17 protein-coding genes and 1 pseudogene are annotated in these 19,213 nt (G+C 65.3%); 11 read left to right on the top strand and 7 right to left on the bottom strand.

What is annotated here, in order from left to right:
• Positions 1–50: 50 nt before the first annotated feature.
• Both ABIE53_RS22645 and ABIE53_RS22640 read right to left on the bottom strand, forming a co-directional pair.
• Positions 51–254 carry a zf-HC2 domain-containing protein gene (locus tag ABIE53_RS22645; RefSeq protein ID WP_192699530.1) on the bottom strand — a complete coding sequence of 68 codons (204 nt, stop codon included), beginning with the start codon at positions 252–254 and terminating at the stop codon, positions 51–53.
• Positions 241–849 carry an RNA polymerase factor sigma-70 gene (locus tag ABIE53_RS22640; RefSeq protein ID WP_029967272.1) on the bottom strand — a complete coding sequence of 203 codons (609 nt, stop codon included), beginning with the start codon at positions 847–849 and terminating at the stop codon, positions 241–243. Before ABIE53_RS22640 ends, ABIE53_RS22645 begins: the two co-directional genes overlap by 14 nt.
• Positions 850–1,302: 453 nt before the next feature.
• Here ABIE53_RS22640 and ABIE53_RS22635 point away from each other — a divergent pair, with 453 nt between their 5' ends.
• Positions 1,303–1,434, top strand: coding sequence for a hypothetical protein (locus ABIE53_RS22635; protein WP_006047453.1), 132 nt, complete (start codon positions 1,303–1,305; stop codon positions 1,432–1,434).
• 137 nt (positions 1,435–1,571) lie between these two features.
• Here ABIE53_RS22635 and ABIE53_RS22630 read toward each other — a convergent pair whose 3' ends face one another.
• Positions 1,572–1,778, bottom strand: a complete 207-nt coding sequence (locus ABIE53_RS22630) for a hypothetical protein (protein WP_006047452.1) — start codon at positions 1,776–1,778, stop codon at positions 1,572–1,574.
• Between the two features lie 280 nt (positions 1,779–2,058).
• Here ABIE53_RS22630 and ABIE53_RS22625 point away from each other — a divergent pair, with 280 nt between their 5' ends.
• Positions 2,059–2,613, top strand: a complete 555-nt coding sequence (locus ABIE53_RS22625; RefSeq protein WP_192699531.1) for an NADPH-dependent FMN reductase — start codon at positions 2,059–2,061, stop codon at positions 2,611–2,613.
• A gap of 94 nt (positions 2,614–2,707) precedes the next feature.
• Here ABIE53_RS22625 and ABIE53_RS22620 read toward each other — a convergent pair.
• Together ABIE53_RS22620 and ABIE53_RS22615 are read right to left on the bottom strand one after the other, a co-directional pair.
• Positions 2,708–3,818 (bottom strand): annotated as a pseudogene (locus ABIE53_RS22620) (hypothetical protein).
• Between the two features lie 218 nt (positions 3,819–4,036).
• Positions 4,037–6,319, bottom strand: coding sequence for a hybrid sensor histidine kinase/response regulator family protein (locus ABIE53_RS22615; protein ID WP_053859768.1), 2,283 nt, complete (start codon positions 6,317–6,319; stop codon positions 4,037–4,039).
• 675 nt (positions 6,320–6,994) lie between these two features.
• On the opposite strand from ABIE53_RS22615, the gene ABIE53_RS22610 reads away from it, so the two are divergent.
• The 8 genes from ABIE53_RS22610 (at position 6,995) to ABIE53_RS22575 (ending at position 14,442) form a co-directional block, all read left to right on the top strand.
• Positions 6,995–7,363, top strand: coding sequence for a response regulator (locus ABIE53_RS22610; RefSeq protein ID WP_006047448.1), 369 nt, complete (start codon positions 6,995–6,997; stop codon positions 7,361–7,363).
• Positions 7,356–7,979: a chemotaxis protein CheC gene (locus ABIE53_RS22605; RefSeq protein ID WP_006047447.1), complete on the top strand. Its 624-nt coding sequence runs from the start codon at positions 7,356–7,358 to the stop codon at positions 7,977–7,979. Before ABIE53_RS22610 ends, ABIE53_RS22605 begins: the two co-directional genes overlap by 8 nt.
• The gene (locus ABIE53_RS22600) at positions 7,976–8,914 is read left to right on the top strand and encodes a sensor domain-containing diguanylate cyclase (RefSeq protein WP_006047446.1); all 939 of its coding nucleotides are present in this window, start codon (positions 7,976–7,978) and stop codon (positions 8,912–8,914) included. Before ABIE53_RS22605 ends, ABIE53_RS22600 begins: the two co-directional genes overlap by 4 nt.
• Before the next feature lie 210 nt (positions 8,915–9,124).
• Complete coding sequence (hpnD, locus tag ABIE53_RS22595; RefSeq protein WP_006047445.1) at positions 9,125–9,973, top strand: presqualene diphosphate synthase HpnD; 849 nt, start codon at positions 9,125–9,127, stop codon at positions 9,971–9,973.
• A gap of 4 nt (positions 9,974–9,977) precedes the next feature.
• Positions 9,978–11,273 (top strand): hydroxysqualene dehydroxylase HpnE, encoded by a 1,296-nt coding sequence (gene hpnE, locus ABIE53_RS22590; protein ID WP_044020292.1) that lies wholly within the window; start codon positions 9,978–9,980, stop codon positions 11,271–11,273.
• Positions 11,273–13,315, top strand: coding sequence for a squalene--hopene cyclase (shc, locus tag ABIE53_RS22585; RefSeq protein ID WP_192699533.1), 2,043 nt, complete (start codon positions 11,273–11,275; stop codon positions 13,313–13,315). The genes hpnE and shc overlap by 1 nt, the downstream gene beginning before the upstream one ends.
• A 3-nt stretch (positions 13,316–13,318) precedes the next feature.
• A complete protein-coding gene (locus ABIE53_RS22580) occupies positions 13,319–14,068 on the top strand; it encodes a phosphorylase (RefSeq protein ID WP_192699534.1) in 750 nt (249 codons plus the stop codon).
• Complete coding sequence (locus ABIE53_RS22575) at positions 14,065–14,442, top strand: pentapeptide repeat-containing protein (protein WP_192699535.1); 378 nt, start codon at positions 14,065–14,067, stop codon at positions 14,440–14,442. The genes ABIE53_RS22580 and ABIE53_RS22575 overlap by 4 nt, the downstream gene beginning before the upstream one ends.
• A gap of 53 nt (positions 14,443–14,495) precedes the next feature.
• Here ABIE53_RS22575 and ABIE53_RS22570 read toward each other — a convergent pair whose 3' ends face one another.
• Complete coding sequence (locus tag ABIE53_RS22570) at positions 14,496–15,566, bottom strand: MlaA family lipoprotein (protein ID WP_192699536.1); 1,071 nt, start codon at positions 15,564–15,566, stop codon at positions 14,496–14,498.
• 2 nt (positions 15,567–15,568) lie between these two features.
• A complete protein-coding gene (gene hpnN / locus ABIE53_RS22565) occupies positions 15,569–18,184 on the bottom strand; it encodes a hopanoid transporter HpnN (RefSeq protein WP_053859773.1) in 2,616 nt (871 codons plus the stop codon).
• A 349-nt stretch (positions 18,185–18,533) separates the two neighbouring features.
• Here hpnN and ABIE53_RS22560 point away from each other — a divergent pair, with 349 nt between their 5' ends.
• Positions 18,534–19,139 (top strand): MlaC/ttg2D family ABC transporter substrate-binding protein, encoded by a 606-nt coding sequence (locus ABIE53_RS22560; protein ID WP_006047439.1) that lies wholly within the window; start codon positions 18,534–18,536, stop codon positions 19,137–19,139.
• Positions 19,140–19,213: the final 74 nt, after the last annotated feature.

Raw genomic sequence — 19,213 nt, 5'->3', positions numbered from 1 at the left:
TCGCAACGGGCATCACCCCGCAAGGCAAGGCAAGCCAAGCCAACGCGACCTCAATCGTCGCCGTTCGCCGCGCCAGACGTCGAAATGCCGCTGATCGTGTGGGCGGCTTCACGCAGCAATCGGATCTGTTTGCGATAGTTGCGGCAGCCGCTGCACGTCGGCAAATGCAGCCGGATCGCGACCCACTCGCCGGTCGTCAAGGAACGATCGAGTGCATCGGACAACAGGCGAGTGATGTTCTTACACTTCCCCATTGGCGTCCTCGCTGGATAGACCCTTCTCGCTCAGGCACGTCCGCAAGCGCAGTCGCGCGCGATAAATCAGCACACTGCAATGGTTCGCGGTCATCTGCAATTCGGCGCAAATAGCGTCGGTGTCGAGGTCGAGAAATTCGCGCATCATGAAAACGCGGCCGATGTGCTCGGGCAGATGCTCGAGGCACATCTCGAACAGAGTCCAGAACTGTTGCTGACGCAGCGCCGTTTCCGGTGTGGGCCACGGTCGGGGTTTGGTCTGCTGCGACCAATGGCCGTTGTCCTTGAACAACTCGCGATCCAGCAGCGCCTCGTCCTCGAGTTCGGACTCCAGCGCCGAGAGATTCACCGTGCGTTGCCGGGCCCGCAACGTATCCACGAGCTTGTGCCTCAGGATGCCGAATACCCACGTCTTATGCTCCGATTGCCCGGCAAACCGGTCGCTCTGCGTCCAGGCGGCCGCCAGCGCTTCCTGGACGGCGTCTTCGGCAGCGGCGGCATCGCGCAACTGAAGGCGGGCGAAACGCACCAGGTCCCGGCGAAGTCGCGTCAGGTAGGCGCGATCGTCGAGTGCGGCGCCGCTCACCTGCGCCACGAAAAGCTCCGCGGCACATTTCGCGGCACGCGCAGGGTGTCGTTTGAATAGTTGTCGCTCATAAGCCGGGCGTCTGTCTCGTACGAGGTTCGAAGATGTGCGCCATTCTGCCGTAGGTTGCGGCCCAAGCGAATGAGTAATGGACATGCGCGATTCCCCCATCGAGCGATTCAAAGAGTTCTGTCGCGCCGCGCCGCCGGTTTATGACGAACGGAAATTGATTATTGCGGAAATCGAAAACCGCACGCCGTGCTGATATCGAAAGCCATAAGGCCGCCGGCAAACGCAGGCAGGCAACGGCGCGGCCGCAAAGAACGCTCGGCACCCGCACCGATCATTTCAAAAAGCGAAAAGATGTCTTCCGGTCCTCCCCATTTTTACGCAGACGCCGAATGGCTATTCTTCGTCCGTCGATCGACCGAGATCGCTGCCAACACCCTGAGGAGTAGCACCATGAAACGCATTCTGTCCGCCCTGATCGCTTCCATCGCACTGTTCGCCGCCGCTTCGGGCGCAGCCGAGGCCGCCGCTCCGTCGCAGTGCAACGGCCCGGCGTCCTACTGCAACGTGTTCTTCGGCAACTGATGGCCGGCGCCGGCTACACGAACCCCGAGCCGACGCAAACAAAAAAGGGCGCCCATTAAAAGGCGCCCTTGTCACATCCAACACCAGCGCGGCAACCCACGCCGCCCAGCACACAGCACACAGCGCAGAACCGACAGCTACGACTTCCCGCTGCCGTCCATGCCGGCGCCCGTGCGCCACACCTCTTTGCCGCGCTCCGACAGCTTCCCGCTGCTATGCGTCGCGTCCGCCTGCGTGCCGTCGACGGCCATCTCGCCGCCCGGTTGTTCCAGCGAGCGCGGCTTCTCCTTTTTGCGGGCCGCGACTGCTTCATCGTGCGATTTTCCCGCGTGATCCAGACTCATGGCTGATCCTCCGTGAATGCTTGCTGCCTCCAAATGGCATAGGCCGGAGGCAGGCTTGATTGACAAGGCAAAAGTACCAGTTATCCACAAGGTTATTCAGTAAATCTGTGGATAACTTTTGCTGGCCGTGGCTTATCCACCGGCCTAGCGCAAACCCGCCACACTTTTTCCGCCGATTCACCGCTCTGGCGCTCGACCACGCACCGGCGTCGGGCTTTTTGCCTATGATGAGCAGTTCGTACCCTTCGCGCTTCGAGCGCCTAATCCAAGGAAGCGAATCATGGCCCTACATATCGCAGTCGTCGTCGGCAGCCTGCGCCGCGAGTCGTTCAACCGCCAGTTGGCGCAAGCCGTCATTTCTCTCGCGCCGCCCGACTTCACCTTCGAATTCATCGACATCGGTTCATTGCCGCTTTACAGCCAGGAGTACGACGCCGACTTCCCCGAAGTCGCCAGGCAACTCAAGCAGCGCGTGGAAGCCGCCGATGGCCTGCTGTTCGTCACCCCCGAATACAACCGCTCGATTCCCGGCGTGCTCAAGAACGCGCTCGACTGGGGTTCGCGCCCGTGGGGCAAGAATTCCTGGGGCAACAAGCCGGGCGCGGTAATCGGCACGTCGGTCGGCGCGACCGGTTCGGCTCTCGCGCAACAACATCTGCGCAATGTGCTCGCCTATCTGGACGTCGCGACGCTCGGCCAACCCGAGGTGTTCATCAAGCACGACCCGGCGGTCATCAACGAGAAGGGCGAAATTCTCAACGACGGCACGCGCAAGTTCCTGCAAAGTTTCGTCGATCGCTACGTGACGTGGGTGAAGCGGCATACCACCGCCTAACGCCGGCACCTACGCTTCGCAAGACAAGCTGCTCACATCAGCCGCTCCCAAATGCAGCGGCGTCGCCATCGCTTCACGGCCCGCCGCTGCAGTTTCATACGTGATGATGCCCGGTCACGCGCTCCCAGCCGTGACGCACGGCCAGCTTGAAGCGCTCCCATGTGCTGTTCTCGGCCGACGTCGATTCCCAATGACGCCGCGCTTCCGGCTCGACGTCATCCCACGCTCGATCGCGATAACGCACGTCCTTGCCGATCTCCGCACCGTAGCGGTAAGCCGGCACGTAATCCTCGTAACGCGAGTCGTCGGCGGCGTACTGCTCGTCGTAATGCGTGCGGAAGTCTTCTTCGTATTCCAGATATTCGTTCGGAATCTGGCCGCTCAGGCCCGCGGTCGGCTGAGCGGTGCCCGACACGACTTCGGACGGCTGCATCACCGCGCCCGAACCCGGCGCCGAGCCCGCGGCAATGGCGCTGCGTCCGACATCGCCGGCCAGCGGATCGCGCACGGGTTCGCCGAGCGGATCGGCGGTCGGCCGCTCGCCAAGCGGCGGCGGCACGAAGGGTTCGGCGTCGGTGCTGCGCGGTGGCGTGGAATACAGCGGGTCGGCCGTTACATCCGACCGTGCGGCGGCGGCATTCGCAGCCGCGCTGCCGGGCGTTGCCACGCCAGCGGCCGGCGGCGTCGTCGTTCCGGTTCTCGGGGATGTCATCGTGTCCCGGCTCCCGACGCCCGTCGTTCCGACCGCGGAGCCGCGTGTGGCGCCGGGCGTAGGCGTGCCGATGCCCAGTTCGTCGAGCAGCGAATGTTCGCGCGCGGTTTTCGGTGCCGGTTTGGTTGCCCCAATCCGGCGAGCGCTCGCCGATGTCCGTCGCGCCGAGCCGCGTCAGCGTGTTGCGAGCGAGTTCCGCGTGCGATTCGCTGGCGGCGTCGATGACGACCAGCACCGCCCCGCGACGCAGCGCTTCGCTGTAGCGCGCCGTCTCCGGCGCGCGCGGGCCGCTCGCGAAGAGGCTCGCCAGAAACCGCTCAATGTTTGCGAGCACGCCCGAACCGGCGACTTCGTCGGTGGCCGAGCCGACCGACGGCTCGGCGTTTGCCTGCAATTCGATCGTCTCCCGCGCGAAACCGGTCTGCACCAAGGTGTCGCGGGCGGCTTCGGCCTCAGCGTAGGTGTTGAATAAACCAATCACGGTATGTCGCATGGCTGCCTCCCGTTTGGCTACGACGGACAGCGCAGCGCGCGCCATCCCCATTACCTGTCGGATGCCGCAACGTTCATGCCGGAACGCGGCCATGCGCCGCCCGCCCGCCGCCGTGGGCGTGAGCGAAACGCTTTGTCGACCCGCCGTGGCCGCGTCAACCGCGCTTTTTACAATTCCGCGTAACGGGAGGAAGAGGCAAAAAGCCGCCGGCGAACCGGTTATTGCACGTGATGCGCCGCCGGATCGAGGCCGCTCTGAGCGAGTTCATGCTGGATTGTCTTCAGCAAGCTTTCGAGCAGCGCGATGTCGAACGGTTTGGAAAGCACCCGCACGTTGACGTGCCGCGCGCGATCGAGCTCTTCCGCGTAGCCGGTCACGAGGATGACCGGCAGCCTCGAGTCGAGCGCCCTGATCGCCTCGGCGAGATCGATGCCGTTCAGGCTTCCCGGCATATGGATGTCCGACAGCACGACGTCGAACGGCAGCGGCTCACCGGTGCGCATTTGCCGCGTGTGGGCGTCGTCCAGAAGGCCCAACGCCATGTCCGCATTCAATACGCAGGTGACGTGGTGGCCCATCATCTGCAGCAGCGCTTCGGTGCCGGCCGCCACTTCCTCGTTGTCCTCGACCAGCAGAATGCGCAGCGCGTGCTGCGCGGCTGGGTCGTCGGCGCCGGTTTCGATCGGGCCGTCGACGGTCGCTTCTTCCGTCGCCCGCGGCAAATAGAGCCGCACGGAGGTGCCCGCGCCGACCGCACTGTCGATCGCGGCCAGCCCGCCCGAGCGCTCGCAGAACGCAAACACCTGCGGCAAGCCCAGCCCCGTGCCCATGCCCTTCGCCTTGGTCGTGAAAAGCGGCTCGAAGGCGCGCGCCAGCACCTCGGGCGCCATGCCGGCGCCGGTGTCCTCCAGCGACAACTGCACGAAATCGCCCGTCAGCGGGAAGCCGTCTTCATGACGGAACGTGATGTTGGTCGCGCGCACGGTGAAGCGCCCGCCGTTGGGCATGGCGTCGCGCGCGTTCACGGCGATGTTGATGAGCGCGAGTTCCAGCTCGGCGACGTCCACGCGCATCGGCCAGATATCGACGCCGATATCCATCACCAGGGAAACCTTTGCGCCGAGCGACGCGCGCAGCAGATCGCGGCACGCCGGCAGCCAGCGTTCGAGCGCGACGGTTTCGTTGCGAAGCGGCTGTTTGCGCGCGACGCCCAACAATTGCCGCGTGAGCGACTGGCCGCTTTTCAGCGCCCGTTCCATCGCCGACAGTTCGCGGTCGAGCCCCGCCGCGCCGCGCCGCCGCGCGACCTGGACGTTGGCCGAGAGGATCATCAGCAGATTGTTGAAGTCGTGCGCGACGCTGCCGACCAGCGTGCCGAGCGCTTCCATCTTGCGCGACTGCCGGTATGCCGATTCGATCGAGCGGCGCATGGACGCTTCCGCCTGCCAGCGCGCCCACGCTTCTTCTTCGGCGCCGAGCCGCCGCAACGACAGCCAGATCACGCACCAGAGCGCGACGGACGGCGTGAATATCGTCAGAAACAGCACCGCGAGATGCCGATACCAGGCGGCCCACATCGCCGACGCGCGATAACCGCACATCACGTACACCGGATACGAGCCGACGTGCCGGAACGCGACGATCATGTTGTCGCCGTCGATGTTCGAATGCATGCGCGTGACGCCGGCGCGGCGTCCCTCTTTCATGGCCTGGGCGAACGGCGAATCCGCGGCGACGGCCGCCGGCTCGCGCGGGCGGCGCGGATAGTGCGCGAGAACCGCGCCGTCGGCGCGCACGAGCGTCATGGTCATCGGCAGGCCGTCGTTGCCGCCGAGCAGTTCGCGGTAGAACGCGTCGAAATAGCTCGGACGCAGCGCGACGGACACGACGCCCGCAAACGTGCCGTCGGGCGCGCGCCGTTCCACGCCGGTGTTGAACACCTGCTCGCCCGCGACGTGCCCCGTCATCACCTTCGATACATGTTCGAGGTCGCGGCCCTCGCGAAGGCCGACGAAATCGTCGCGTTCGCCGATCGACACCACCGGCGCGGGATAAAACCGGCTGCTGACGAGCAACGCGCCGTCGCGGCCGAAAATCGACACGGCGGCCACTTGCGGATAGCCGCCGCCCATCGTTCGCACTTTCTGGTGAATGACCGCCGCGCGCGCACGAATGCCGTCGTCGTCGAGGCCTTCCGTCAAATCGACGATGCGCGTGTCGAGCGTTTCGTTCATGTCGAACACTTTCAGCGCGTGTTCCTCAGCGACGCGCACGGTGCGCAGGGTCATGTCGGTGGCGTCGGCTTCGCGGGTGCGCAGGTCGCTGAACGCCATGGCCGCGACGTAAAGGCACGGCAGCACGACCGCGGCGACAAGCAGCGCGATCAAAGTCATGCGCCGAACCTGAAAATTCTGCTCCGGCACGGCGGGAAATACCGCCTCGCCCTGCCCGTCAGCGGAAAGGCGGCTCGCTCGATGCGGGTCGAACCGGTCTTGTGTCATTAATAAACGCTCGGTGTTTCAAGGCGGAAAAAGAAAGGATACGAGAAGCATAGTCGCAGAACGGCGGTAGAAGTTACCGTTATGAACTGGGCTTGCCGCTTTAATGCGTAATTCGTCGCCCTTTTAAAACAGTGACAAATCGAGAAGCGCAAACGTACACAAAAGTATAAACGGTATAAAAACGATTATTATGCGGCGCGTATGTTTTCGAAAAGCGTCGAACCAAGGAAGATATTGTTAGCGGGACGCGAATACCGTGTATTGCTTTTCGGCTGCTTTACTTCGAGAATCGACGCACGATAAAAAGTGCGTCCGCCATGTTCGAACGCATACGCCGCGAGGGCACCGGATCATGCGTACGCGCGTGAGTGCCGGCGTTCGCGGAAACCACGCGCGCGCGGCACGGAATCAGCCAGGTTCAGCGAGCCGCGCCGATTCATATACGGGGTAGGCTCAGCACATGCCGGTCATAGCCGTCGTCCGCCGCACACGCGCGCATTCCTGCGCGAGCAATGGTTACGCCAGGCGCGCGTCGCCGCGCCTTCTCCACGTCTTGCCGTTCTCCGCTTTCCCGCCAGCATCGGCGCGGTTCGCCGCGCGCCGTCAGACTTCTCCCTAAAGAGATCCCGCTATCCGCCGTTAACACGCACGAGCTCATTCCGTCTTTCGTCCGCCATGCCTTTGCCTATCGTGATCGCCGATGATTCATTGCTTGCCCGCAAGGTGCTCACCAAGGCATTGCCGCCGGATTGGGACGTCGACGTGTCCTACGCCACGAACGGACGCGAAGCGCTCGCTTTGTATCGTCAAGGGAAAGCCTCGGTGATGTTCCTCGACCTGACCATGCCGGACATGAACGGCTATCAGGTGCTCGAGGCGTTGCAGCATGAGGATCTGAATACCTTCGTCATCGTCGTCTCAGCCGATATTCAGCCGATGGCCCAGGCGCGCGTGCGCGCGCTCGGCGCCGCGGCGTTCATCGCCAAGCCCGTGACGCCCGAGGCGGTACTGCCCATCCTCAAGGAGTACGGGTTGTATGTCTGAGCCAGTCCTCACCGAAGATCAGCGCGACGCGCTGCAAGAGGTCGCCAATCTGGCGATGGGTCAAGCCGCGACGCGTCTCGCCCGGCTGCTCGATTCGTTCATCGAGTTGTCGGTGCCGCGCGTGAGGGTAGTGGCGGTCAGCGAGGCGGCGCAGGCGCTGCGCGAGATGACCGGGATCGAAGACCCGGTGAGCGCGGTGCGCCAGGGTTTCCGCTCGGACATCAAGGGCGAGGCGCTGGTGATTTGCCGCAGCGACAGCGTCGACGATCTGTGTGCGCTCGTGAGCGATCCGTACTCGCGCTCGGCCTACGAATCGGTGAGCCAGAAAGAGTTGATGTTCGACGTCGCCAACGTGCTGACCGGCGCGTGCGTGTCATGCATCCTCGACCAGCTCGGCCGCACGCCGGTGTTCTCCGCGCCCGGTCTTCTCGGCGACGCCATGACGCTCGACGAAGTGTTCCAGCCGGGCGTGCTGCAATGGGAAGTCGCGCTGCTCGTCGAGGTCAATTTCACGCTCGAAGATCAGAGCTTCCGCGCGCATCTCGTGATGCTGATGGCGGAAGAATCGATCCGCCACATGAACGACGCGCTCGACGCGTTGCTGTCCAGCCTATGAGCTCGCCCGCGCAATCGTTGAGCGACCTGGTCGTGGAGCGTGTCGGCTTCGGCATTTTCGTGCTGGATCGCGACATGAACGTGCTGATGTGGAATCGGTTCATGCAGGATCACAGCGGTTTGTCGGCGGAACAGGTGGTCGGCAAATCGCTGTTCGTCCATTTTCCCGAACTGCCGCGCGTGTGGTTGTCGCGCAAGATCGAAAGCGTGTTTCAGTTGGGCAGTTTCGCGTTCAGTTCGTGGGAGCAGCGCCCGTATCTCTTCAAGTTCGATCACGACCGGCCGATCACGGGCGGTGTCGATTACATGCAGCAGGACTGCACGTTCATGCCGCTCACTCGCGAGCGTGAAGTGGTGGCCGTGTGCGTGACGATCTCGGATGTGACGCACGTGAGCATCGTGCAGCGCGAGCGCGAAGAGGCCGTCGCGAAGTTGCAGGAGTATGCGGATCGCGACGGGCTCACCGGCATTGCCAACCGCCGCTATTTCGAGGCGCGTCTGCTCGACGAATACACGCGCTGGCAGCGCTACGGCGGCGACATGTCGGTGCTGCTGTTCGATCTCGATCATTTCAAGAAGATCAACGACCAGTTCGGTCACGGCGTCGGCGATACGGTGCTGCGCGTGATGGCGCAGCGCGTCGCCGGAGTCGTGCGGGCGCAGGACACGTTTGGGCGTTTCGGCGGCGAGGAGTTCGCGTTGCTGCTGCCGTGCACGCCGCTCGAGGACGCAATGCGCGTCGCCGAAAAAATCCGCTGCACGATCGCGGATACGCCGGTCGAAGTGCAGGGCACCAGCGTGCCCGTGACGGCGAGCGTGGGTGGCGCGGCTGCGCGCCCAGGGTTGCCCGCCTACGAGGTGCTGATCAACGAGGCCGATGCGGCGCTTTACAGCGCCAAGCGGCAAGGACGCAACCGCTCGGTGGCGTTGACGTGACATCGTCTGTCGCCGGGCGATCTGGCGGCTCGCCCCCGTATACAGCAGCGGAAACTGCGTCGTCCGACAAACGTTGATATACTTTTCGCCGTTTCCGGCATCCCAGCCGTCTGTTTCGCGCGTGTCCGCGCGCGCGGACCGCCCGCCCTGCGGCGAGGCATAAAAAATTCCTGAACGCCTTTCAGCGGGCGCCCTCCTGCGGAGATCGTCTTGGCTGTTTCCAATCTTGTCGTGGACGATACTGAAATCGACGCCGCTGCCGCCACATCCGGCAGCTCGTTCTATCTCGCAATGCGCATCCTGCCGGCCGCGCAGCGCGACGCGATGTATCAGGTCTACGCTTTTTGCCGCGCCGTCGACGACATCGCCGACAGCGATCTGCCGCGCGCCGACCGCGCCGCCGCGCTCGAGCGCTGGCGCGCCGACATCGACGCCTGCTACGCGGGTGCGCCGCGCGCTTCGTTGCGCGCGCTGACGCGGCACATTCACACGTTCCATCTGCAGCGCGAGGATTTTCACGCGATGATCGACGGCATGGCGATGGACGCCGCCGGCGACATCTGCGCGCCCGACGAAGCCACGCTCGACCTGTATTGCGACCGCGTCGCGAGTGCGGCGGGCCGTCTATCGGTGAGAATATTCGGGATGCAGGAGGAGCCGGGCCGTTTGCTGGCGCACCATCTGGGCCGCGCGCTGCAGCTCACGAACATTCTTCGCGACATCGACGAAGACGCCGGCATCAACCGTTGCTATCTGCCGCGCGAGTTGCTGGCGCGCGAAGGCATCGCCGTCGAAAACCCAACGCAGATCGCCGACGACCCGTCGCTGCCGCGCGTCTGCGCGACGCTTGCCGAGCGGGCCAAGGCACACTTCGCCGCGTCCGACGCGATCATGGACCACGAGCCGCGCAGCCACGTGCGCGCCCCGCGCATCATGTCCGGCGTGTATCGCGTGCTGCTCGAGCGGACCCTTGAGCGCGGTTTCGACATTCCGCGCACGAAGGTCAGCAAGCCGAAACTGCGCCTGCTGTGGATCGTCGCGCGTTACGCGCTTTTCTGAGCCGATGCCGAGGCTCGTACATGTGGTCGGCGCGGGTCTCGCCGGCCTCGCCGCCGCCGTGCAGTTGCAGCGGCGCGGGGCGCGGGTCGTGTTGCACGAAGCGGCCGCGCAGGCCGGCGGCCGGTGCCGTTCGTATTACGACGCGAAGCTCGGCGCGACGATCGACAGCGGCAATCACCTGATCATGTCGGGCAACGCGGCCACGCTGAACTACCTTCGGGCGATCGGCTCGGCGGACGAACTCACGGGGCCGGCGCTGCCGGAATTGCCCTTCGTCGACCTCGCCACGCGGGCGCGCTGGACGGTGCGCATGTCGCCGGGGCGACTGCCGTGGTGGATCTTCGACCCGAACGCGCGCGTGCCGAACACCGGCCCCGGCGATTACCTGAGCGTGGTGCCGCTGTTGTTCGCGAAGCCCGGCCGCAGTGTCGCGCAGACCATGCGCAGCAACGGCCCGCTGTGGGACCGTCTGCTGGCGCCGCTGTTTCGCGCGATGCTCGGCGTCGAGCCGCGCGAGGCGTCGGCGGAACTCACCGCGGCGATGGTGCGCGAGACGCTGATTGCCGGCGGTCTGGCGTGCCGTCCGCTGGTTGCGCGCAACGGCCTGAGCCATGCTTTCGTCGACCCGGCGTTGCGCCTGCTGCAGCATGGCGGCGCGACCATCGAACTCGGCTCGCGGCTCGAAAACCTCGTGTTCGCCGAAAGCGCCAACGTGAGCGCGAGCGCAACGTCGAATTCGAACCGCGTAAAGGCACTGAATTTCGTCGATGAAACCATCGCGCTCGACGCGAACCATGCCGCGATCCTCGCCGTGCCGCCGGACGTCGCGCAGACGCTGGTTCCCGGTTTGCGCGCGCCGACTCGCTTTACCGCGACCGTCAGCGTGTATTTCGCGGTGGAGCCGCCGTTCGGCTTGCCGTCCGTGACCGGCCTCGTCAACGGAACGGCGCAGTGGCTGTTCGCGTTCGACGGGCGTCTGTCGGCGACGATCCACGGCGCGGAATCGCTCATCGACACGCCCGCCGAAGAGCTTGCGGCGCGCGTGTGGGCCGATGTCGCGCAGGCGGCCAATCTGCCCGCCGCGCCGATGCCGGACTGGCAAGTCGTCGTCGACAGGAATGCGACATTCGCCGCGCTGCCGGACCAGGAAACGCTGCGTCCCGGCACGCGCACTCGCTGGAATAATCTGATGCTCGCGGGAGACTGGACGGCTACCGGCCTGCCCGCGACGATTGAAGGCGCGATCCGCTCCGGCCAGAAGGCCGCGGATACGCTGCTGAATCAACCGATGGAACGCTGATGAACGACTTATCTCAAGCCCACGCGCTGGGCGCCGCCATGCCCGAAACCGCCGGCGAAGCGCCGGGCGCGCAGGCCACGGCGAGCACCGCAGCCGAAGCATCCGCCGCACTGGCTCCTTCGCTCGACGCCGCCATCACGCGCGCGACCGATGCCATTCTCGCCGCGCAGAAACCGGACGGCCACTGGGTCTACGAACTCGAGGCGGACGCAACCATCCCCGCCGAATACGTGTTGCTGGTCCATTACCTCGGCGAGACGCCGAACGTGGAGCTGGAGCAGAAGATCGCGCGCTATCTGCGCCGCATCCAGTTGCCGAACGGCGGCTGGCCGCTTTTCACCGACGGCGCCATCGACATCAGCGCAAGCGTAAAGGCGTACTTCGCGCTGAAGATGATCGGCGATCCCGTGGATGCCGAGCACATGGTCCGCGCGCGCGAAGCGATTCTCGCGCACGGCGGCGCGGAAACCGTGAACGTGTTCACGCGCATCCTGCTCGCGCTCTTCGGCGTGGTGTCATGGCGCGCGGTGCCGATGATGCCCGTCGAAATCACGCTGCTGCCGATGTGGTTCCCGTTCCATCTGTCGAAGGTGTCGTACTGGGCGCGCACGGTCATCGTGCCGCTGCTCGTGCTCAACGCCAAGCGGCCGCTCGCGCGCAATCCGCGCCGCGTGCGTATCGACGAACTGTTCCGCGGCGCACCGGTGAACACCGGCATGCCGGCGCGCGCGCCGCATCAGCACGTCGGCTGGTTCGGCTTTTTCCGTGTCGTCGACACGGTGCTGCGAGCGGTCGACGGCCTGTTCCCCAAAGCCACGCGCGAGCGCGCGGTGCGCGAGGCGGTGGCGTTCGTCGATCAGCGTCTGAACGGGGAAGACGGCCTCGGCGCGATTTTCCCCGCGATGGCCAACTCGGTGATGATGTACGACGTGCTCGGCTATCCGGCCGATCAGCCGAATCGTGCGATCGCGCGCCGGTCGATTGAAAAGCTGCTCGTCATCAAGGACGACGAAGCGTATTGCCAGCCGTGTCTGTCGCCGGTATGGGACACGTCGCTCGCCGCGCATGCGCTGCTCGAGACGGGCGAGGCGCGCGCCGAGCAGGCGGCCGAGCGCGGCCTTGCGTGGCTGCGTCCGCTGCAAATTCTGGATGTGCGCGGCGACTGGATTTCGCGCCGGCCTAATGTGCGGCCGGGCGGCTGGGCGTTCCAGTACAACAACGCGTATTACCCCGATGTCGACGATACGGCAGTGGTCGCGATGGCCATGCATCGCTCGGAGGCGCTCACGCACTCGGGCGCGGATCGCGAGGCGATTGCGCGTGCGCGCGAATGGGTCGTCGGCATGCAGAGCAGCGACGGCGGCTGGGGCGCATTCGAGCCCGAAAACACGCAGTATTACCTGAACAACATTCCGTTCTCGGATCACGGCGCATTGCTCGATCCGCCGACCGCCGATGTGTCGGGCCGTTGCCTGTCGATGCTCGCGCAGCTTGGCGAATTCCCGCAGAACAGCGAACCGGCGCAACGCGCGCTCGACTACATGCTGAAGGAGCAGGAAGCCGACGGTAGCTGGTACGGCCGCTGGGGTTTGAACTACATCTACGGGACGTGGACCGCGCTGTGTTCGCTGAACGCGGCCGGCCTGCCGCACGACGATCCGCGCATCCGGCGCGCCGCGCAATGGCTTCTGTCGATTCAAAACGAAGACGGCGGCTGGGGCGAGGGCGGCGAGAGCTACAAGCTCGACTATCGCGGCTACGAGCGCGCGCCGAGCACGGCGTCGCAAACGGCATGGGCGCTGATGGGTTTGATGGCGGCGGGCGAGGTCGATCACGAGGCTGTGGCGCGCGGCATCGAGTACTTGCAGCGCGAACAGCGTGAGCATGGTCTGTGGGACGAGACGCGCTTTACGGCGACGGGCTTCCCGCGCGTGTTTTATCTGCGTTACCACGGTTATCGCAAGTTCTTCCCGCTGTGGGCGCTGGCGCGCTACCGTCATCTGAAGCGCAACGGGCTCACGCGCGTCGCGGTCGGGATGTAACGGATGGTTCGTTCAACAGGGCGGTCCGCCGATGCGGATGCCGGCTCACGCTCCGGCTCCGGCGATCTGCCGGTGATCGTCGTGACGGGCATGGCCTTCGAGGCGCGGATTGCGCGCGGCGAGGGCGTCGAAGTCGTGTACGCGGCACGCGCCGATCTGCTCGAGCGCGCGCTGAGCGCGGCGGTGACGCGCGGTTGCTCGGGCATCGTCAGCTTCGGGACGGCGGGCGGTCTCGCGCCGGATCTGAAGCCGGGCGCGCTGGTTATCGCCGATGCAGTCGTCGGCCCGTTCGGCCGTGTTCCGACCGATGCTGCCTGGGCCAACCGGCTCGCTGCCGCGCTCGGAACCGCGCCGCTCGCGTCGCGTTTGCGGCGCGGTCCAATGGCCGCGGTGGCCGCACCGCTCATGTCCGCCGATGACAAGCGCGCGCTCCATCGCTCGACGGGCGCATTGGCTGTGGATATGGAGTCGCATCTGGCGGGCGCGGTGGCTGCGGCGCGCGGCTTGCCGTTCGCCGTGTGCCGCGCGATTGTCGATCCGGCGTGGCGCACGTTGCCGTCGGCGGCGACTGCCGGACTGCGCGACGACGGCAGTACCGCGCTTGCGCCGATTTTGCGTGAACTGCTGCGGCAGCCGTCGCAGATTGGCGCGCTGATTCAGGTGGCCGTCGATGCTCGAGCGGCGCGGGTTTCGTTGGTGCAGGCGCGGCATGCGCTTGGCGCGGCTCGTGCGTTGGATATGCGCGTGGCTTGACTGCGCGCGGTGAGGGCGGCTGGGCCAGTAGTTTTGCCCCGGCCGCCCGCGCCGCATCCGCACAGTTCTGGCACGGCCAGCCGCTGCTCGCCCATCCGCAGTGCTTATCTGCGACGTTCAGCTATGACGCCTACTTGCCGAAAACGCACCTGCGGCGAACCCACCTGCGGCGAACCCACCTGCGGCAAACCCACCTGCGGCAAACCCACCTGCGGCAAACCCACCTGCGGCAAACCCACCTGCGGCGAACCCACCTGCGGCAAACCCACCTGCGGCGGCGCACCCACCTGCCGCCACTTCGATCCGACTGCTCTGCTATCCTCGCCCGCCTGAGCACACCCATCTGCCGCCCGACTGCCTGCGGCACTTTATAAGCGGACTGCTTGCCTATCCCCGCCCACCTCGGACCATGACTCGCCGATGGCTCTTATTGCGCGGCGGGCGCCGAAGCCGGCTGTTTATTATCAGCAGGCGCAGACTGCGGAGCCGGCGTGGTTGTGCCCGGCGCGGAAGCCGCAGGCGGTGCAGTTGCTCCAGCATTCGCTCCCGCATTCGCACCACCCGCCGCACCACCCGCCGCACCACCCGCCGCACCACCCGCCGGCGCCTCCCCCGGGTCCGTGTAATCCGGCACTGCCGCCGGCACCCCCGCCGGCGCGCCCGTAGCCGCACCAGACGCCGCATCGGGCGTCCCCGCCGTATCGCCCGGGTCCGCGTAGTTCGGCAGCGCGGCCGGCGCGCCTGCCGCAGCGCCTTTCGCCGGAACCGTCGCGGCGCCCGAGTCGCCCTCATCGTCGTATTCCGGCAGCGGCGCCGCGTTATCGCTCGTGCCGCGCAGACGCGCCCGCCGTTGCTGCGTGTACGCGTCGCGCACGAACGAGTATTTGTCCAACGCCGCCTGTTGCAGCAGATCCGTCGCGCCGAGCAGGTCCGAGCGCACGCTCACGAACTGCAGCACATACAGCGGATTACGCACCGCCGGCTCCATGTAGTTCAACGGATTGAACTTCACGTCCACCACCAGCCCCATGCTGTCGCGCACCGTGCTCGGGCCGAACAGCGGCAAGACCAGATACGGTCCCGACGGAATGCCCCAATGCCCAAGCGTCAGTCCAAAATCCTGGTGATGCTTCGGCAAGCCGGCGGGCGTCGCCCAATCGAGCAGGCCGCCAAGACCGAACGTCGAGTTGAACGCGAAACGGATGATGTCCTCGGTCGCGTCGGTGATCTTCAATTGCAGCAGCGCGTTCGCGGCGTTGCTGAGGTCGCCGAGGTTCGAGAAGAAGTTGCTCACGGCCGTGCGCAGCGGTTGCGGCGTCACCTTCTGATAGCCCTTCGCGACGGGCACCGCGACGTAGCGGTCGAGGCCGTCGTTGAAGTTGAACACCGCCCGGTTCATCGGCTCGAACGGATCGCCTGGCTTGCGCTCAGGACCGGTCGCGCAGCCCGATATGAGGCCGGTGGCGGCGAACGCCAGCACAGTGGTACGCAGTTTCATGCTTATATTCCTTGGTGCTTCGCGCGACGTGGGCGCGGCTTGCCCATCAGCACAGGTTGAAAAACCACGGCGCCGATGAGTGTGCAAAAGAGCGAAAGCGCCAGCAGGCGACCCATGCTGGACGTCCCCGGATGATGCGATAACCAGAGGCTGCCGAACGCCGTCGCCGTGGTCGCGGCGCTGAACAGCACGGCATGCGTCAGGCTCGACTGCAACAGGCCGGTCTGGCCATTGCGCCACGCCATCACGAAGTAAATCTTGAAGGCCACGCCGACGCCGAGCATCAGCGGCAATGCGATGATATTCGCGAAGTTCAGCGGCATGCCGAACACCACGCACAATTCGAGCGTGACGAGCGCCGACACGAGCAACGGAACCAGCGTGCGCAACATGTCGCCGAGGCGCCGCAGCGCGACCCACAACAGGATCGCGATGGACAGCAGCGCCCAGCCGGCAGCCTGCAGGAACGCCTTGATGATCGTGTCCGCGGAATGCAGGATCGAGATCGGCCCGCCAATCGCGCCCGGCTCGGCCTTCTTCACCGCATGCGCGAAGCGGGCGAGCGCGACGTCGTCATTCGGATCGGCGCCCGGTTTTACTTTCGGCGCGATGTCGACGAGCGCCCGGCCGTCTTTCGAGACCCAACCCTTCGAGATTTCCTTCGGCAGATTGTCGCGCGTGATTTCAGTCGGTTGCAGCAGGTTTTCGAGTTGCTTCAGCGCAATGCGGAGCGGCTCGGACATCGCGTTTTCCGCGCGGTCGCGCGTGGCGGCATCGGCGGCGGCGAGCTTTTGCAGCGTGTCCGACAAGTGTTTGGCTTCGGCCGCGCCGGGGCCGGGGTGATCGTCGGCGGCGAGCGAGAGCTGGTTCGACGCGCGCTTGAGCGCCGCGACGCGCACGGCGTCCGTGGCTTGCGGCGCGGGCTGCTGTTGAAGCGCGGGCAGCAGTTGCTGCGCGGCGCTTGCGATCAGCATCATCTTTTGTTGCTGCTGCGCCGGAACGAACGTGTCGAGCGTCGTCACGCGGCCGACTTCGGGCAACGCGCGCAAGCGCTCGGCCATGCGGTCCGCGTCGACAAGCGAGGGCGCGAGCGCATGCACGTTGTTCACCGCGGCCTCGGGCGAATCCTTCAGCGACAACAGCGTGGCCATCGACTCCGTATGCGGATCTTTCAGATGCAGCGGATTGAAGTCGAAGTGCAGACGCGTGAGCAGCGGCGTCGCGCCGATCACGACGATCAACGTGCCGATCAGCACGGGCTTGCGGTGACGAGCAAGGAAGTCGTCGACGGGAGCAAGCTGTTTGAAGCCAGGCGATGCGGGCTCGCCCGGCGGATTGAAGATCTTCAGCAATGCCGGCAGCAACGTCATGTTGGTCAGATACGCGACGAACATGCCGACGCCGGCAATCTCGCCGAGCTCGGACACGCCGCGATACGCCGTCGGCAGAAACGAGAAGAAGCTGAGCGCGACGGCGACCGCCGCGAGCGTGAGCGGCACGCCGATACTGTGCGCGGTATGGGCGAGGGCGGCGGACAGCCGGTCGTCGCGATTGCGCTCCTCACGATACTTGACGCCGAACTGCACGCCGAAGTCCACGCCGAGCCCGACGAACAGCACCATGAACGCAACCGAGATCATGTTCAGCGCGCCGACCATCATGAGGCCGAGCGCCGCGGTGATCGCTAGTCCCACGAAGAGCGTGATGAAGACCGCGGCGATCATGCGGCCCGAGCGCAGCGCGAGCCACAAGATCACCAGCACGACGACGAACGTGCCGATGCCGTTGAGCACCGCACCGTCCTTGACCGACGCGAATTCCTCGTCGGCGAGCGGCTGTTCGCCGGTCAGGCGCACGCTCGCGCCATAGCGCGAGTCAAGGTGCAGCGAAGCGGCTGTATCGCGGATCGCCTTCGACGCGCTTGCGCCCGGCTCGAGCGCATCGTAGTTCACGACCGGCTGCACGACCACGAATGCGCGCGCCGGATTGGTGGCCGCACTCTTATCGACGAACGCGCGCCACGAGAAGGCAGCGGGCTTGCCCGCCAGCACAAGATCGAGCGTGTTGGCGCTTTGCGACAACAGGCGGCTCATGTCCGAGAGCTTCACCTGGCCGATTTGCAGCGGCAGTAAGAGGCTCGTGGTGAGCGTGCCGGCAAGTCCCGTGAGACTCGGGTCGTGCGCGAGCGTGTTCACGAGCGGGCGCGACTGCACCAGTTGCGAGGTGGTCGACATGACTTCTTCCGTCGACGGGAACAGCAGGCCGTTGTGTTCGAAGAACGGCCCGCCGGCGGGCTGCGAGACCGCGACGAACTCCTTCGTCTCGGCCTTCAGTGCGGCTGTGAGCGCATTCGCGGCAGCGTCGGCGAACTCGGGCGCGCGCGCCTCCACGACGACCAGCACCGTTTCGCCGCGATCGGGGAAGGCCTGGTCCATCGCGTGCTCGAGCGTGGACCATTGCTTGTCCGTTTCGATGAGACGGCTGATGTCCGTGTTGATCTTGAAGTGATGCGCGACATAGATCCCGCTCAGGACGGCGAGCACGATCGACAGTGCGATGATCCGCAGCGGATGACGCACCGAGTAGGCGACGAGGCGAACGATAGATGACTTCAGCATGTAGGCGGAGCTGGCCTTATCACGGGTGGCATTTTCAGGAAAGTGCACAAGTATACAGAGCCGGAGCAAACCGGACCGCATTCGACGGCAATGCGCGTCGGCGGCGCGTAGTCGCGTCGGCATCGCCGGCGTGCGCGGCATGGCCGGCAGCAAGGGCGGTAGCAAATGCGGCTCCCGGACGCGCCGTTGGATGGCACTGCTCGCCGGCATCGCTCGATGGGGCGGGAACGCAATCTCGGTATACTGGTCTATCCAGCTTTCGCCGCCAGCTTGCTTATCCGTTGTGCTTGCTGGTTCGCTGCTTCGCGGCTAGCGGGCGGCGCACACTTTTTCCAGGTTGCCTGAGCGTATGAAACGTTATCTATCTGCTTTTCTGGCTGCGGCCGTTGTGTCGACGGCTGCCTATGCGCAAACTGCGCCCGACGCCGTGGTAAAAAGTGCCGTCGAAGGCACGGTCTCGGCAATGAAGGCCGATCCGCAGGCACGCGGCGGCGATATGTCGAAGATCACGCAACTGGTCGAGACGCGCTTCGTGCCGGCAACCGACTTTCAGCGCACCACGCGTATCGCGGTGGGTAAGGCCTGGAGCACCGCGACGCCCGAACAGCAGAAGCAACTGTACGAGCAGTTCACGCTGTTGCTCGTGCGCACTTATGCTTCGTCGCTTTCGCAGTTGCGCGATCAGGACGTGAAGTTCAAGTTTCTGCCGGTCAACGCGCCGGGCGGCGCAAAAGACATCGTCGTGCAATCGCACGTGCTCAGCAATGGCGGCGATGACGCAATCGACTACCGGCTGACCAAGGGACCGTCCGGCTGGAAGATCTACGACATCAACATGATGGGCGCGTGGCTGATCCAGGTGTATCAGACGCAGTTCGCCGATCAACTGGCCAAAGGCGGCGTCGACGGATTGATCAAGTTCCTGACCGCGCATAACGCGCGCAGCGCGGGATAACTGCACTGCAAAGAAAGCTGCAAAGAAAAAGCGCGGTGGCCTCTAAAGCCACCGCGCTTTTTTATTCGATCCAA

This window comes from Paraburkholderia sp. OAS925, from assembly GCF_040543975.1.
GTDB classification, from domain to species: domain Bacteria; phylum Pseudomonadota; class Gammaproteobacteria; order Burkholderiales; family Burkholderiaceae; genus Paraburkholderia; species Paraburkholderia graminis.
Note: the sequence above shows the minus strand (reverse complement) of the source record. Positions and strands in the feature narration are given on the sequence as shown.